This window comes from Streptomyces sp. NPDC107521 (assembly GCF_055598485.1).
This window is the reverse complement of record NZ_JBVKAT010000015.1, coordinates 145,345-161,568: the sequence shown is the minus strand read 5'-3', so window position 1 is coordinate 161,568 and position 16,224 is coordinate 145,345. Positions and strand designations below refer to the sequence as shown.

General features: G+C 72.4%; 14 protein-coding genes. 11 read left to right on the top strand and 3 right to left on the bottom strand.

Features of this window, described 5'->3' with window-relative positions; translation table 11 throughout:
* Positions 1-4: 4 nt before the first annotated feature.
* The 10 genes from ACZ7LB_RS22360 (at position 5) to ACZ7LB_RS22315 (ending at position 9,882) form a co-directional block, all read left to right on the top strand.
* A complete protein-coding gene (locus ACZ7LB_RS22360) occupies positions 5-1,813 on the top strand; it encodes a helix-turn-helix domain-containing protein (protein ID WP_471470576.1) in 1,809 nt (602 codons plus the stop codon).
* Positions 1,814-2,036: 223 nt separating this feature from the next.
* Positions 2,037-3,131: an LLM class flavin-dependent oxidoreductase gene (locus ACZ7LB_RS22355; RefSeq protein WP_471470575.1), complete on the top strand. Its 1,095-nt coding sequence runs from the start codon at positions 2,037-2,039 to the stop codon at positions 3,129-3,131.
* Positions 3,106-3,633 (top strand): flavin reductase family protein, encoded by a 528-nt coding sequence (locus tag ACZ7LB_RS22350; RefSeq protein WP_471470574.1) that lies wholly within the window; start codon positions 3,106-3,108, stop codon positions 3,631-3,633. Before ACZ7LB_RS22355 ends, ACZ7LB_RS22350 begins: the two co-directional genes overlap by 26 nt.
* The gene (locus tag ACZ7LB_RS22345; protein ID WP_471470573.1) at positions 3,630-3,998 is read left to right on the top strand and encodes a carboxymuconolactone decarboxylase family protein; all 369 of its coding nucleotides are present in this window, start codon (positions 3,630-3,632) and stop codon (positions 3,996-3,998) included. The genes ACZ7LB_RS22350 and ACZ7LB_RS22345 overlap by 4 nt, the downstream gene beginning before the upstream one ends.
* Complete coding sequence (locus ACZ7LB_RS22340) at positions 3,995-5,473, top strand: aldehyde dehydrogenase family protein (protein ID WP_471470572.1); 1,479 nt, start codon at positions 3,995-3,997, stop codon at positions 5,471-5,473. The genes ACZ7LB_RS22345 and ACZ7LB_RS22340 overlap by 4 nt, the downstream gene beginning before the upstream one ends.
* On the top strand, positions 5,470-7,128 hold the full coding sequence (locus tag ACZ7LB_RS22335; protein WP_471470570.1) for an amidohydrolase: 1,659 nt from the start codon (positions 5,470-5,472) through the stop codon (positions 7,126-7,128). Before ACZ7LB_RS22340 ends, ACZ7LB_RS22335 begins: the two co-directional genes overlap by 4 nt.
* A complete protein-coding gene (locus ACZ7LB_RS22330) occupies positions 7,125-7,457 on the top strand; it encodes an NIPSNAP family protein (protein ID WP_471470569.1) in 333 nt (110 codons plus the stop codon). Before ACZ7LB_RS22335 ends, ACZ7LB_RS22330 begins: the two co-directional genes overlap by 4 nt.
* Positions 7,458-7,551: 94 nt before the next feature.
* Positions 7,552-8,448, top strand: a complete 897-nt coding sequence (locus ACZ7LB_RS22325; protein ID WP_471470568.1) for a substrate-binding periplasmic protein — start codon at positions 7,552-7,554, stop codon at positions 8,446-8,448.
* A 49-nt stretch (positions 8,449-8,497) separates the two neighbouring features.
* Positions 8,498-9,241: an amino acid ABC transporter permease gene (locus ACZ7LB_RS22320; protein ID WP_471470567.1), complete on the top strand. Its 744-nt coding sequence runs from the start codon at positions 8,498-8,500 to the stop codon at positions 9,239-9,241.
* Entirely contained in the window at positions 9,220-9,882 is a 663-nt protein-coding gene (locus ACZ7LB_RS22315) for an amino acid ABC transporter permease (RefSeq protein WP_471470566.1), read from the top strand. The genes ACZ7LB_RS22320 and ACZ7LB_RS22315 overlap by 22 nt, the downstream gene beginning before the upstream one ends.
* A gap of 391 nt (positions 9,883-10,273) precedes the next feature.
* Here ACZ7LB_RS22315 and ACZ7LB_RS22310 read toward each other — a convergent pair whose 3' ends face one another.
* A complete protein-coding gene (locus ACZ7LB_RS22310; protein ID WP_471470565.1) occupies positions 10,274-10,975 on the bottom strand; it encodes a hypothetical protein in 702 nt (233 codons plus the stop codon).
* A gap of 187 nt (positions 10,976-11,162) precedes the next feature.
* Between ACZ7LB_RS22310 and yddG the strand changes: the two genes are divergently transcribed.
* Positions 11,163-12,107, top strand: a complete 945-nt coding sequence (gene yddG, locus ACZ7LB_RS22305; RefSeq protein ID WP_471470564.1) for an aromatic amino acid exporter YddG — start codon at positions 11,163-11,165, stop codon at positions 12,105-12,107.
* A 31-nt stretch (positions 12,108-12,138) separates the two neighbouring features.
* Here yddG and ACZ7LB_RS22300 read toward each other — a convergent pair whose 3' ends face one another.
* A complete protein-coding gene (locus tag ACZ7LB_RS22300) occupies positions 12,139-13,944 on the bottom strand; it encodes a B12-binding domain-containing radical SAM protein (protein WP_471470562.1) in 1,806 nt (601 codons plus the stop codon).
* 526 nt (positions 13,945-14,470) lie between these two features.
* The gene (locus ACZ7LB_RS22295; protein ID WP_471470561.1) at positions 14,471-15,790 is read right to left on the bottom strand and encodes a cation:proton antiporter domain-containing protein; all 1,320 of its coding nucleotides are present in this window, start codon (positions 15,788-15,790) and stop codon (positions 14,471-14,473) included.
* Positions 15,791-16,224: the final 434 nt, after the last annotated feature.

Genomic DNA, 16,224 nt, shown 5'->3' with positions numbered 1-16,224 from the left:
CGCCGTGCCGTCCCCGGAGCAGCACCGGCCCGGGCCCGGGGGGCCCCTGCCGGTACCGGGAGATCACGAGGTCGAGGCACTGCGCCGCATCGCCGCGACGGTCAACTCCAACCTGGAGCTGAGCGCGGTCCTGGACGCGATCGTTTCGGCGGTGTCGGCGTTCACCGAGTGGCAGCTGTGCTGGGTCACCGCGCTGGACGTGCCGGCCGGGGTCGCCGAAGTGATCGCCCGCGAGGACCGGCTCACCTACTCGGGCGACAGCCAGCAGCGGATCTGGCCGATCGAGGGGATCCCGGCACGCGATCTCATCGGCGGCACCGGCCCGATCGTCGTGGACGACGCACAGCAGTCGCCCTACCGCTTCTACGCCGACGACGCCCGCAGACGCGGATACCGGTGCGGCGTCCTCCTGCCGCTCCGCGAGCCGTACCTGGACGGGCGTCCCCTGGTGCTCGCGGTCCAGCGCCGCACCGCCGGACAGGTCAGCGACAGGGCGCTGGCGTTCCTGGAGGCCGTGGCCGACCTGTCGTCGGTCGCCCTGGCCAACGCGGGCAAAGTCGCCGACGAACAGCGCAACATAGCCGAACTGGTGCGCGCCACCGCCACGCTGCGCACAGGGCTGGCCGCCACTCTGGAGGGCCGGGACGGCGAGGAGATCCTCGCCGCCGTCGCGGACACGCTGGACGTCGCCATCGTCGTGGCACACCACAGTCTCGCGCCGATGTTCGTGGCCGTCGCGCCGAGTTGGCCGCCGCCCGGGAAGGGCGCCGCGGACTACGTGTCCCTGGCCCAGGACGAGATCCGGCGGCAGCGGGGCACACGGGGGCACGGCGCGTCCGCGGACGTCCCGCCACCGGTGCGGGTGAAGGTCACCGAACTGCTGCCCGAATCCGAGCGGCGCCTGTGGGCGTGCGTGCTGCGCCGCGGCGCGGTGACCAGGGTGGAGACCGCGCTGGACTCGCTGGTCAACGTCGCTGTCGGAATAGTGGTGGGGCGGTCGCTGCTGGCCACCGCCGCGCAGGACAAGGAGACCGACACGGCGCTGGCCGAACTGGTCCGGCGTTCTCCCTCCGACCCGCTGGCACTGCGGGTGCGACTGGCCGCTCTCGGGCTGCCGCCGCCCGTACGCTGCCGAGTGGTGCGGATCTCGGCCCGGTCGCCGGTCGACACGGACCTGCGCCGTGTGCTCAGCGACGTGCACAGCGTCCTGCGGTCCCGGCGGGTGAGCGGAGTCGTCGTGGGATGGGTGGACAGCAGCGTGGTGATGGTGCTGCCGGACACCGGTGACGACCACCACGGAGCGGTCGCCGCGATCCGCGGGATGCTGCACGGGGTCGGCGGGATCGGGACGGCGCTGACGGTGGCGATGAGCGCGCCGGGGGAGGTGCCGGCGGACGGGGCGCGCATGTGGGCCGAGTGCGAGACGCTCACCCTGGCCGGCGTTGCCGGCGGCGGGGACGTCATCGCCTACGAGGGGTTCGGCGCCCTGGCGTTCCTGCTCAGCGCCTGCCGGGACGGAGAGGCGAACCGGTTCGTCGAAGCCCGGCTCGGCGAACTGCGCCGCTACGACACCGAGCACTCCGGCTCGCTCGTCGGGACCCTGGAGGTCTTCCTCCAGTGCTCGGCGCGTTTCCAGGAGACCGCCCGGGCGCTGTGTGTGCACGTGTCGACCCTGCGGTACCGGCTGGACCGCATCACCGAAGTCCTGGGCGTGGATCTCAAGGACCCTGACGAACGTTTCTCCCTGGCCCTCGCATGCCGCCTCATGCGCATGGTCGAGGCATCCGGCACCTCCGGCAAAAAGCACCTGTAGCAACAGCAGCAGGCAAACCGAAAACATCGTCGGAAACAAAGGAAGGAATGCCGCGGGGGAGAGCGGTAGCGTCAGCCGTGTCAAACGCCGACGGATTTCCCCGGAACGAACCGGAGCCGCAGGGCATCCCGTTCGGGCATGCCGGTCCGGCTCCCCGGAAATTCCAGTCGCCCCTCCGCGCCATATCGTGACGCGGACCCAGAACCGCATTCATTGGACTCATATGGAACTCGGGCTCTTCCTTTCCTACCAAGTAAATTCCGACGAGCATCTCGACGGCCTCTTCGAGCGCATGGTCGACTACGCCGTCCGGGCCGACGAGAGCGGTTTCACCCGGGTCTGGACGCCGGAACACCACCTGGTGCAGTTCCTCCCCTCCCCCTCGGCCCTGCTCACCGCCGTGCACGTCGGGCAGCACGTCCGGTGCCGGGTGGGCACCGCGGTCGTCGTGCTCCCCTTCCACCAGCCCGTGCAGCTCGCGGGCGAGATCTCCGCGGCCGACCACGCCCTGGGCGGACGGCTCGACCTCGGCGTCGCACGAGGCGCGTACCGCTACGAGTTCGAGAAGTTCCGCCTGCCCTTCCAGGACAGCCGTGATCACTTCATCGAGAACCTGGAAGCCGTGGAACGGCTGCTGCGCACCGAGGACGAGGCGTCCAGCTACTCCGGGCGCTTCGCCTCCTTCGACGACGTGTACGTATGGCCCCGCCCCGTGCAGCGGCCGATGCCTCCGGTGTGGATGGGCGTGCAGCACCCGGCGGGCGTGGAGGACGCGGCCCGCCGCGGATACGACGTCCTCAACTCCTTGTTCTTCTGGGATGACGACCACATGCGCGCCGTCGCCGCGGCATTTCACCGCGGGAAGGCCGAATCCGGCCGGGACGACACCAGGCTGGGAGTCACCCGCTATGCCTTTCTCACCCAGGACGACAGGGAGACGGAACGGCGTATCGAGAACGTGCTGGAGGGCTGGCGCATCCACGCCCAGCTCCACGACTTCACACAGAACGCCGACCCCCTCGGCCGGGTGCTCCCGGCACCCCAGGAGAACGAGCCCACGGTGGATGAACTGCGTGACCGCCTCTTCATCGGCACACGCGCGGAAATAGAGCGGAAGCTGCGCCGCTACCGCGATGCCGGAGTCGACCTGATCAACCTCAATCTGGTGGCGAACGCGTCCCGCGAGTCCACCCTGGAGACGATCACCGCGTTCGGATCCGCTCTGCGCGCGGTCAACAGCGGGACGAACGGGAGCCCGGCGGACGGGACGGCGCGTAAGGAGGCTGACGGCCATGTCGGTCATGCCCCTGTCCGGTGACAGCAGGCACGCCTCCGCCCCGGCCGCCGAGCCGCGGGCAACCGCCCACGAGTTCAAGCAACTCGCCGGATCGTTCCTGACCGGCGTCGCGGTGACCACCGCGCACGACGACGGCGACGACTACGGGTGCACCGTCAGCTCGCTGGCCGGCGTGAGTCTCGACCCACCCCTGCTGATGGTGTGCCTGGACCGGAGGTCGACGACCCTGCGGGCGATCGAGCGCACCGGACGGTTCGCCGTGAGCCTGCTTGCCCGGGGGCCGCAGGCCGCCCGCACGGCACTGGCCTTCGCCCGGCCCGGCCAGAACGCCTTCGAACAGGTGGAGATGGTGCGGCGGCCGTCCGGCCTGGCGATCAGCCCCACCGCCGTGGCACAGGCGGAACTGGTCGTCCAGGAACGGTACGAGGGCGGTGACCACGTGATCGTACTCGGCATGCCGGTATGGGTCTCGGTGTCCGACGGGGACCCCCTGGCCTACTGGAGAGCGAGGTTCCTGCCATGACCGCGGACCGCCCCGCCACGCGGGAAGCCGGCTGGAACGACGACTGGAGCGCGCTCACCCGCGAGATCGTCTTCGACCGGATCTGGTCCCGGACCGGGCTGACCACCCGCGAACGACGCCTGGTGACCATCGCGCTGCTGACCGCCTCCGGTGCCGACTCGGCCGCGGCCTTCCACCTCCGCGAAGGCCTCCAGGACGGCATCCCCGCCGACGACCTCTACGAACTGGCCGTGCACACCGCCGTGTACGCGGGCTGGGCCACCGGAGGACGAGGCATCGCCCGGCTGCGCTGTGCCGTGGAGGAAACGGCGCGGGAGGAAGGCGCCGCGCGGGAACCCGGAACGAACCAGGAGCCGGCCCGGTGACCCCCGCCGAACACCTGGACCTGGACGCGATCCGCGCCGAGCTGGCACGGGAGTGCCGCCGACTGGTTCTCGCGGGCCGCCCGCACGAGCCCGCCGGGTCCGCGCCGTTCCTGGTCAGCGCCCCCGGCCGCCCCGCAACGCAGTGGACATGCGCGCAGGCCGGCCCGCAGGAGGCACGCCTCGCACTCGACGCCGCCTGGAAGTGCTTCCCCTCCTGGTCCGCTCAACCGGTCACGACGCGAGCGGCGCTGGTGCGGCGCCTTGCCGAAAGGATCACCGCCGGCGCGGACCGCTATGCGACCGCGATCGCCGTTGAAGCGGGCAAGTCGATGACGGACGCCCGCCGCGAGGTGACGTTCGCCGTCACCACTGTGGAAGCACTGGCCGACACCGCCGAACAGATGGCGCCGGCCGCGGACGAACGGCGCACGCGATCCGTCACGGTACGGCGCCGCCCGGTCGGCCCGGTGCTGGCGATCACCCCCTGGAACTTCCCCCTGTCGCTGGCCGCCCGCAAAGTCGCCTCCGCCCTGCTCGCCGGCTGCCCGGTGATCCTCAAACCCTCCGAGCGCACCCCGGTCTCCGCCCTGCTCATGGGACGCGACCTCGACGCGGCCGGAGCACCCGAGGGAACCGTGTCGGTACTGCCCACCACACGGTCTGCCGAACTGGTCGCCACGCTGACCGCCGACCCCCGGCTGCGGAAGATATCCTTCACCGGATCAACCGCGGTCGGCCGGAACGTACTGCACGCCACCGAGGGCGGGCTCCAGCGGATCTCCCTCGAACTCGGCGGCAACGCCCCCTTCGTCGTCTGCCCGCAGCACGACGCCGGGGCCACCGCGGACGGCTTGCTCGCCGCCAAGACGGCCAACAACGGCCAGGCGTGCACCGCACCGAACCGGCTGCTGCTCCCGCCCAGCGCCGGCCACCTGCCGGACCTGCTGGCCGAGCGGTTCGAGAACATCCGCACGGGCTGGAGCCTGGACGAGGCCTCGCCCCTCGTGGGACCGCTGATCAGCGCACAGGCCGCCGCGCGCGTCGACAGCCTCGTCGCCGACGCGAAGGCCCGCGGTGCCCGCGTGGTGCGGTCCCGGGCCGAGCCGCCGGACCAGGGGCACTTCGTACGCCCCGCCCTGGTGCTGGGGGCCGAGCCGCACTGGCCGATAGCGCGGGAGGAGATCTTCGGCCCGGTGATCCCCGTCCTCACCTACCGCGATCTGCCGGAAGCGATTCGTCTCGCGAACGACACCGAATACGGTCTGGCCGGATACGTCTACGGCACGGCGCCCGGCGAGACGGCCGCGGTCGCCGCCGGACTCGACACCGGCCTGATCGCGGTCAACCACCCCTCGGTCTCGCACCCGGCCGCCCCCTTCGGCGGGACCAAGCACTCCGGCTACGGCCGTGAGAACGCGGCCGAAGGGCTCAGCGAATACCTGTCCGTCACCAGCATCATCGGGGAGCCCGCATGACCTCCACACTCACGGTGAACGGCGCGTGGCCGACGGAGTTCGGCCTGCGGTCGTCCCGCATCTTCACCATGGACCACGCACACCGTGTCGTGGACGGCTGGCTGCACGTCCGCGACGGCCGCATCCTCGGCGTCACCGGCGGCGAACCGCCGCAGTCGATGACGGCCACCGTCTTCGACCTGGGAGACAAACCCGTACTGCCTGGATTCGTGGACCCCCACGTGCACCTGGAGATGAGCGCCGCCGCGCTCTGGGGCACGGTCGACTGCCACACCCCGCCGTGCGGGTCCATCGGCGAACTGGTCGCACAGCTTCACGACCACCGCCACCTTCGTGAACAGCGCGGAGGCTGGCTGATCGGCCAGGGAGGACTGTTCGCCGACCGGCGCTTCACCGACGGCCGGCTGCCCACCCGCGACGACCTCGACAAGGTGTCCACCCGCTTTCCGATAGCGGTGCGGTTCGGAGCGCACGTCACCGTGCTCAACTCCGTGGCCCTGGACCTCGCCCGGGAACACGGCCTGCCCACCACCGGCGACGCCCACATCCACGTCGACGGAACCGGCCGGTGGACCGGCATCCTGCACGAGCTGTACTACGCCCTGCCGATCCCCGCCATGACACCGGACGAACTGCGCCGGGCCATCGTGGCGACCGCGCACAGCCAGCTCACCCGGCACGGCGTCACCACCATCGGGGAGATCACCAACACGGTCCAGGGCATGGAACTGCTCGCGGACGCGGCGGGCGGGGAGGTACCGCAACAGGTGCGGGCCTTCGTCTGGTCGCCGGGCACGATGAGCGTGCGGGCGACCTGCGACCGGCAGCGCGCCGGAGGATTCCCCCGCACGGGCTCCTTCGAGGTCGCCGGAGTCAAGATCTTCGTGGACGGCGGCTTCTCCGCCGCCGGCGCGGCCGTCCTGACGCCCTACCGCTCCGACCCGTCGTCACGGGGCCGCATGGCCTACAGCCGGTCCGAGCTGGTGGACCTGATACGTGACACCGACGAGGCCGGCCTGCAGGTGGCCGCGCACGCCAACGGGGAACGCGCACAGTGGGAACTCTGCCGGGCGTCCGTCCTCGCCCGCGCCGGGGGCACCGCGCCCGGACCGGAACTCCGGCTGGAACACGGCGGGAACGTGCTCACCCACCCGAAGACCACAGAGCACTGGGCCGAGGCCGGCGCGGTGATCGTGCCGCAGGCCGGGTTCATCTGGACGATGGGCAGCTTCCTCCCCGAGTACCTGGGCGACTACGCGGCCGACAAGCTGTTCCCCTTCCGGTCCCTGCTCGACCAGGGCATGAGCGTCGCCTCCAGCTCCGACGGAGCCGGCTCGGAACTGCTCCAGTTCAACCCCATGTTCGGGGTGCAGTGCGCCGTCGGCCGGATGTCCTGCACCGGACAGCCGGTGGCACCGGCCGAGGCCGTCTCCGTCACCGAGGCGCTGGCCATGCACACCCGGTTCGCCGCCGAGGCCCTGGGGGTCGCGGAGACCCGCGGCTCACTGGAACCCGGCAAGCGGGCCGACCTGATCGTCCTGCCACGGGACCCCACCCGGACGGACACCGGCGAACTGGCAGACCTGCTGCCCGAACAGGTGCTGTTCGCAGGCGTCCCCGCCGATCCGGCCGGCCCCCCGGAGGAGCCGTCATGATCACCGAATACAGACGCTACCGCTGCGCGCCCGACGACGTCCACGACCTGGAGCACCGCTTCCGCCACCTGGCCGCCCCCCTGTTCGCCGCCCACGGATTCCGTGTCGCCGGGGCATGGACCCCGGCCCGTACCGGTACGGCCGGCGACTTCCTGTACGCCGTGCACTGGAGCGACGCACAGGCGATGGCCGAGGGATGGCAGCGCTTCCGGGACGACCCCGCATGGCGACGCGGCCGCCGCCACCCCCGGTACGAACGACTGCGCCCCGAGATCACCTCCACCGCCTGGAGACCGGCCGGCTTCACCGAACCGGCCGGCCGGGGATGAACCCGCCACCCCCGCGCGGCACACCGTCCCCGCCGCCCGGCGGGACGGCCCACCCCTTCTCCCTCCCGTCCCATCGACACCCGAAGGACCCACCATGAACCGAAGAAGCCCAGTGACCCGCTCCACGGCCCGCCGCCGGACGGCCGTTCCCGCTCTCGCCGGCCTGGTCGCCCTCGCCCTGACGGCCACAGCCTGCGCGGGAGCCGGGTCCTCCGGCGGGACGTCGGGTGGCGACACACCCTTCAGGACCGCCCAGAAGGGCTACCTCACGGTCACCTACTCCGAGAACTACCTGCCGAAGATCGCCACGGGGAAGGAGGGCGAACTCGTCGGCTACGAGGGGTACCTGATCACCAGGCTGGCGGAGAAGGAAGGGCTGAAGCTGAAACTGATGCCCACCGAATTCGCCTCCCAGGTGCTCTTCGTCTCCCAGGGCAAGGCGGACATCGGCACCGGGACGTACTACACGGACAAGCGGGCCGAGCAGGTCTTCTACACCCGGCCGAACATCAACGACCGGCTGGGCGCCCTGATGCTCAAGAGCGCCGAATGGTCCGGACCCGACTCGCTGAAGGGCAAGCCCGTCGCCTCGGTGACCGGCTACACCTACAACGACTATCTGATCAAGAAGTACGGCGAGTCGAACGTGAAGCTCTTCCCCTCGTACGCGGAAGCAGCCAAGGCCACCTTGAACAAGCAGGTCGCGGCCTTCATGGGCTCCACCGGCACAGCGCCCGGCATCGTCAGGGAACACCCCGAACTCACCCTGCACCCCCTGCAGAAGGGTGAGCTCGGCCTGCCGGACAACATCCTGGTCTCACCGACCCACCAGTACGTCCGCTGCGACAACAAGGAACTCGCGGACGCCGTGGACGCGGTACTGGACGACCTGATCAAGTCCGGCCGGTGGAAGAAGGAACTCGACCGTTGGGGTGTCGGCGGAGCCGAGTACCTGCCCTCGGCGGACCGCCCCGCCCAGCGGTGCGGATGACCCCCGGGCCGCCGCCGGCGGACGGCGCACAGCGAACAGGGAGACATCCGTGGAACTGAGATGGATCGGCTTTCTGGCCAACGGGCTGGCGACCACCCTTGTGCTCATCGCGCTGAGCTCGGCGGCGACCATCGTTCTCGCCGTGCCGATCGCCGTGGGACGGCTCAGCGAACGAAGGACCGTGCGGGGGCTGACCAGAGCCTACGTGGAGACGTTCCGCAGTATCCCCCTGCCCGTGCTCCTCGCCGGTCTCTACTTCGGGCTCGGCCCGCACTTCGAGAAGATCGGCGTGAGCGCCTTCGGGCTGGCGGTGCTCGGGCTGGTGCTCAACGAGTCGGCCTACCTCGCCGAGGTCTACCGGAGCCTGATCCACTCCGTGCGGATCGGCCAGTGGCGGGCCGCGGCGAGCCTCGGACTGACACGACGGCAGGCCCTGCGCCATGTGATCATCCCGCAGGTGCTGGGGCCCGCGGCACCGCAGACCGCCAACGGGATCATCTACATCATCAAGGGCAGTGCGCTCGCCTCGCTGATCACCGTCCCGGAACTGACCATGTACGCGACCCGGCTGGTCGTCGAGACCTTCCAGCCGCTCCAGGTCTACCTTCTCGTCGCCGCCTTCTACCTGGCCCTGACCGTACCGGTGGCCTACCTGACCCGCGCCGCCTCCCGGCACTGGGACGGCCGCTGGAACAGGCCCCGGCGGCGCCCCGCCGGAAGGACGGCCCCCGCACCTGACAGCCAGCCCGCCGCGCCATCCAGGGAGAAGGCATGGACATCTACCTCGACCTGATCGTCGACGCCCTTCCGGTCACCCTGTCGGTGAGCGCCTGTGCGTGGCTGGTCGGCGGCGCTCTCGGCATGGCGCTCGGGCTGGCCGGCGGGTCCAGGTTCCGCGCCGTGCGTGAGACGCAGTTCCTCGTCTGCACAGTGCTGCGGGGCACCCCCGAGGTCCTGGCGATCTACCTGCTGTTCTTCGGCCTTCCCGACTACGGGGTGGACATGCCGCCGTTCTACGCCACGGTCGTCGCCCTCGGCCTGACCCAGGCAGGCTTCGCCGCCGAGGCGGTGCGCGGCACCCTCGACCTGGTGTCCGTCCGGCAGCGCGAGGCGGGGCAGTCCCTCGGACTGTCCCACCCCCAGGTCTACCGCCACGTGGTGCTCCCGCAGATCCTGCAGCCGCTGCTCGCCCCGGGGCTCAACATGTACGTGGCCCTGATGAAGCTCACCGCGATCGCCTCCGCCGTAGGGCTGCCCGAACTCCTCCACACCGGCCGCTCGGAGATGGACCGCACGTACGAGGTGCTTCCGGTGATGACCGCTCTCGCGGTGATCTACGTCGTCGTCACGGTGCCGCTGACCCACCTCGTGGGGCTGGCCGAGAAGGGACGCCGGCGCCGGACCGCACCGGAGACCATGCCGGTGTTCTCCTGAAACGGGGGCGGTCCCGTCCGGCGCCGCGGCCACCGCTGTGCCGCCGGCCCGCCGCGTGCCGGCCGCGTATCGGCCCGCCACCGGGACACACACGGGCCGGCCGCGGCCGGGAAGGAAGGGAGGCGGAGGCGGACGGACCACCGTCCGCGGCCGGGCACGCTCCCCGCACGGCGGACCCGGACGCGCGGACACCCGGGACACCCGCCACGGACCCCCGCGCCCGTCCCGGAGCGGAAGAACCCGTCGGGCGCGGCCCGCTCCTCCGCGCCGGCCCGTCGCCCTGACCGGGGCCGGGCGACGGGCCGGTCGACGGGTCGGTCGAGGAGGCCGGGGGAGGGGGCCGTACGGGGGGCCGGGGTGCGCGCCGTCGGCGCCGGGCGGCCCGCCGGTCTCAGCGCCCCGCGGACCTCAGCAGCCGTACGGCCGCCGACAGGGCGTAGGACCGGTCGGAGAGGTCGTGGTTCCGCACGCCCCGGCCGCCGATGTTCAGGTACAGCCCGCTCTGCCGGACGTCCAGGGGGGAGTCCAGATGGCCGAACCGGTCGTTGACGAGGAACGGGTACCGGCCGAACAGGTCCGCGGCCAGCCGCTGGTGGGCCGCGGAGATCATGGCGCGGGGATCGAGCAGCGAGTCCGCCTCCACCTGGAAGTACCGCACCCCGGCCGCGGCCAGGCGGTCCAGGTGCGGTGCCGAGCGCACCAGGGACATCTCGTCCTCCAGCAGGAAGAACCCGTTGGCGATGCCCGGCAGGCCCACGCGGCGCACGAGCGCGAGCCGAGCCTCGAACGCCTCCGCCTTCTCCGGGTCGGGCGGGGTGAACTCGTAGTAGTCCGGCCCCAGTGAGCGCACCAGGCCCGGCAGGTCCGCGTCGGACACGCCCGCCGACGCGTCGACGGAGAGGGCGACGGGCACGGGCACCGCCCGCCGGATCTCCCGGAACCCCTCCGCGGTCACCGTGCGCCCGCCGCCGCCCCCGCCGCCCAGGCAGACCCCGAGGATGTCGGCGCCGCGCACCCACCGCGCCTCGCGGACGCCGCACACCTGATTGACCTTGATCACGTCGCGCCGGCCGTGCCGCGGTTGCTCCGTCATGCCTGCTTCCCGGTTCTGCGGATACGCCCCTTCCTACCGCACCTCCCGGCCCGCCCGGCACGCGGGCCCCGTCCGCCCCGCCCGGTGACCGGAAAGTACGGGTACGGGCGCCCGGCTTCCCTACGATGCCCGTGTGCGACCGAGGGTTGACGGACCGTCATGGGGCCGTCGGTGGGCTGGAGGGCATGTGAACGCTCAGGAGGCGCCGGCCGGCGCCGTGGCAGCGGGGACCGGACACGGTGCCGCGGCACGCCCGGCGGGCCGGTTCAGGGCGACCGGGATCGGTGCCGGGGCGGTGCTGCTGTGGGCGTCGCTGGCCCTGTTCACCACCCTGACCGGGCGGATCCCGCCGTTCCAGCTCACCGCGATGGCCTTCGCGGTGGGCGGCCTCCTCGGACTGCCCCGGGCGCTGCGCGGCGGCGCGGCGCTCGCGCGCGCGGTGCCCCCCGGGGCCTGGGCCCTCGGTGTCGGAGGCCTGTTCGGCTACCACTTCTTCTACTTCGTGGCCCTGCGCAACGCCCCCGCGGTCGACGCCGGTCTGATCGCCTACCTCTGGCCGCTGCTGATCGTGCTCCTCTCCGCCCTGCTGCCCGGCGAACGGCTGCGCTGGTGGCACACGGCGGGCGCGGTCCTCGGGCTCGGCGGCACCTTCCTGCTGGTCACCGGGGGCCACGGCGTCCAGCTGCGCGGACAGTACCTGCCCGGGTACGCGGCGGCCGCCGTCTGCGCGGTGCTCTGGTCGGCGTACTCGGTGGCCAACCGGCGCCACCCGAAGGTCCCGACGGACGCGGTGGCGTTCTTCTGCCTGGCCACCGCCGTCCTCGCCGCCCTGTGCCACCTGCTGTTCGAGGACACGGTCCGGCCCGGCCCCGGCCAGCTGCTCGCGGTGCTCGCGCTGGGCCTGGGGCCGGTCGGCGGCGCGTTCTACCTCTGGGACCACGGCACCAAGCACGGCGACATCCGGCTCCTGGGCACCCTGTCGTACTTCGCCCCGCTGCTGTCCACCGCCCTGCTGATCGCGACGGGACGGGCCGACGCGAGCTGGCCCGTCGCCGCCGCCTGCGTGCTGGTCACCGGCGGCGCCATGCTCGCCTCGGCGGACGCGCTGCGCACGGCGCTCCGCCGGGGCTGAACCGGGCACGGCGGAGCGCCGCGCGCGCCGCTCAGGCGTCCACGGGCCAGGTCCCGCGGCGGACCATCTCGGTCACCCGGTCGGCGCCGTTGGCCCGCACCAGCAGCTCCAGCCGCATGCGCTCGATGTCCTCCGCGGACCACTTCTCCGTCGCCATCGTCGCCTTCTCGTGCGACCAGCCGTTGTCGTAGTGGCGCACGACGTAGTCCTTCTGGAAGTCCCACATCCGGGTGCCCGGCAGCGGGGTGACGATGAACGGGTTGGCGTACGCCATGCCGTGGCCCATCAGCGTGACCGCGTAGTCGATGGTCCTCTCGATCTGCTCCGGCGACTCGATGTACGGCTCGCCCCCGGGCCGCGCCGGCGGGTTGACGAAGCCGAGCATGAAACCGCCGGTGACCTGGATGCCGTACTCCGTGAACATCTCCACGATCTCGCCGGTCGCCTGCTGGAACGCGTTCAGCCGGGGCTTGCCGGACTGTTCGAGGCTGTCCTCGTTGGCGCTCTCCACGGCGAGGTAGACGCTGTAGCAGCCGCCGTCGGCCATCGCCCTGATCAGGTCGCGGCAGGTCAGCCCGGAACGCATCGCGGCCAGGATGTTGCGGAAGTTGGGGTTGCGCCGCTCGGTCTCGTCCATCCCGGCGGCGAACGACTCGCCCAGGTGCAGCAGCACGAGGTTGAACAGGCTCAGGCCGCCCTCCTCCACCCACGGCAGGTCGTGCTTGCGCAGCAGCTCGAAGACGCGCATCGCGTACAGCGGATCGTGCAGCAGGTGGTCGTCCTCGATGAGCACCTCGGTCACCCCCTGCCGGGTCAGCTCGCCCAGGTGCAGGTCGAACCAGTCGGTGCCCAGCGCCCGCCAGGGCCCGTTCACCATCGGGATGTAGCAGAAGTCGCAGCCCACGTTGCACCCGATGGTGGAGAAGATCTGCGCCCAGGAGCCGTGGTCGCGCACCCGCTTGCCCGACGAGTGGTAGCCCTGCCGGTACTGGCTCATGTCCAGCATCCCGAAGTCCGGCAGCGGCATCATGCCGAGCCGCTGGTCCAGCCCCTGCCGCTTGGGCAGGATGCGCATGTACGGAGACCTGGCGGTGGTCCGCACCACGGCCAGGTCGGCCCGCCGGTAGGCGACGCCGGGCACCGCGTCGATGTCGCCGCCCTCCTCGGTCAGCGCCCGCAGCAGCGCCGTGAAGGTCTGGTCGGCCTCGTTGATGACGACGTGGTCGAAGGGGGAGTCCGGCACCGCGTACCGCCAGTCCCCGCTGGGGTGGGCGCCGCCGGTGACCGTCACGATCCCCGGGTCGATGTCCTTGACCAGGTCGGCCAGGGCCCGCGCGTTGCCCCACTGGACCGTGTAGATGCACTGGACGCCGACGACGTCCGGGTCGAACTCCTCGACGACCGCCCGCAGCTGCGCGTCGTCGAGACCGTAGCGGACCAGGCTGGAGCCGCCGCCCAGGCCGACCAGCCGCCGCTCCTGCTCCCAGCCGGCGAAGGGCGAGTCGACGATGCGGACCTCGAACCCGGCCAGGCGCGCGTTGGCCGCGATGCGCAGCAGCCCGATCGGGGTCCCGGCCCGCTTCATGACCTCGAAGGTGTCCAGGCCCAGCGCCCGGAAGCTGCTGCCCTCGGGGGAGGGCTCCACGACCCGCGTGTACGAGGGGACGACGAGCAGGACCCGGGGCGCCTCGCCGCGGGCGCGCCGCCGGGTGCCGGAGACCGAGGTGCGCAGGGAGGGCCTGCCCAGATGCCGCAGCGGCGCGCGCTGCGGGGCGCTGGAGAACGCGATGTCCGGGTTCTCGACGACCACGGGGGACGGGGGGACGGCGTGGGACATGAGGGGCTCCTTCTGACCGGTTGACCGACGGACCGATACGAACAGGAGTGCGCCCGTCATGGTGACGCGCCTCACATCACGGTGGGGGGCATTTCCCGGGAATGGCGCGAAACGCCCCCCTCGGCGCGAGCGGCCCCGGCCCCGGCCCGCCCCGGCCTTCGGTCCGGCCACGGCTCTCGGTCCGCTTCCCGGCCGGGACAGGGGCCCGGGAACCTCCGGAACTTCCGGAAGCCGTGGGCCCTCGTGCCCGGGGCGGGGCAGGGCGGGGCAGGGCGGCGGGGTGCGGGGCGACACGGGACCGCCCCGCCCCGGAGAAGCGGGTGCGGGGCGGTCCGTGCCGACGCGACGGCGTGCCCAGGGCCTCTCGTTTGGATCAGGCCGGGCTCGCGGGGTCGGGCGCCGCGCCTCGCCGCGTTGCCGTCGGCCGCCGGGGCTCCGCCCCGACTCCCTCCTCCGCCTCGCGACGCACGGCGCCGGACTCCGCTCCCCGATCCGGCCCGGTCCGGCCCGATCCAAACGAAAGACCCTAGTTCCGGGACGAGCCCGACAGGGCCGGGGCGTCGTCGGCCCCGGCGGGGGAGTCGGGGACCTCGGGCGCCCTGACGCCGATCAGGCGGAGCAGCGGGCCCGCCATCGCCGTGGTGAGCAGCGCCATGATCACCATGATGGAGAAGAGCTGGTCGTCGATGACCCCGAGGTCGTGGCCGATGCCCAGGACGACGAGTTCGGTCAGGCCCCGGGTGTTCATCAGGATGCCCAGCGCGCCCGCCTCCCGCCAGGGCACCCCGAAGGACCGGGCGGGGATCACCGAGCCGAGGAGCTTGCCCGCCACCGCGACCACCATGATCAGGCACAGCTCCCAGGCGCCCGCCCAGCCGATCGCCTTGAGGTCGACCGACAGGCCCGTGACGATGAAGTACACCGGCAGGAGCAGGGCGCTGACCCGGGCGAGCGGCACCTCCACGGCCTCGCGCGTGCGCGGACCGACGGTGCGCGGCATCACCAGGCCGGCGGCGAACGCGCCCAGGATCGGGTGGATGCCGATCCACGCCGTGGCACAGCCGCACAGCAGCGCGAAGGAACCGGCGAGCAGGAACGCCCGGCCGCCGCCCGGCCCCTCCTTGCCCGCCGCCTCGTCCCGCTCGGTCCGGGCCGCCCAGCGCGCCAGCAGCGGCCGCACCAGGCCGAAGAGCACCGCGCCCAGGACCGCGGCCATCAGCAGCGTCTGCCACACCTGGCCCGCCCCGTCCGCCGAGGCCACGGCGACGACCACGATCAGCAGGCACCAGGCGATGCCGTCACCGATCGCCGCGCAGGTCAGGGACAGGACACCGGCCTGGGTGCGGCCCAGGCCCGTGTCGTGCAGGATGCGGGCCAGCACGGGGAAGGCGGTGATCGCCATCGTGGTGCCGAAGTAGAGGACGAACGTGGAGGTCGGGGTCTGCCCCCGGTGGTCACCGGCGAGGACGAAGGCCAGGCCGGCACCCATCACGAACGGCACGGCCATCGCCGACAGCGCCGTGGTCGCCACCGCCGACCGGCCGCTGCGCAGCAGCCGGGGGTTCATCTCCCAGCCGGCCAGGAACATGAAGAACAGCAGGCCTAGCTCGGACATCGCGGTGAGCGTGGGGCGCTGGGCCATCGGGAAGAGGTAGGTGTCCAGGTCGCCGGGGAGCAGCCCCAGCAGACTGGGGCCCAGCATGATGCCGGTGGCGATCTCCCAGACCACGGCGGGCTGGCGCAGCCGGCGGGTGGCCCGGATGAGCGCCGCGCCCGCGAGGACGGCGATCGCCACGTCGGCCAGCGCCACGCAGTCGGGCGGTAGGTCTCGGAACCACACGGACATCGGGACTCCTGCCTGGAGGGGAGCGGGGGAGGGCGGCCGCGGCGGCGAGGGCCGCGCGGACCCGCCGCCCTCGTGGGGCGGCCGGGCGGCGCGGCGTGGCGGCACACCGCGGACTCAAACTCTGCTCACTCAGGTGCCCTGCTGGTAACAGCAGTTGGGATGAAAACTCCCGCGCGCCCGCCCCGCCCGGTAAGTCCGTCGGGACGAGAACCGCACCGAAAGAACGACCCCGGCGGCCCGCCGGGTGTTCCTCCTTTCGGAGGTTGCGCCGCCCCGGAACGCGACTCCCGGCAGGTCACCGCCCTCTCCCCGCCGCCGGGCGCCGGGAAGCGGACGTGCCGCCCGGCCGGACGGCACCACGCGGCCCGGTGGGGGAGGAGAGGAACGGCCCGGCCGGACGCGGAGAGCAGCGATGCGCGGCCCGGCCGGACGTG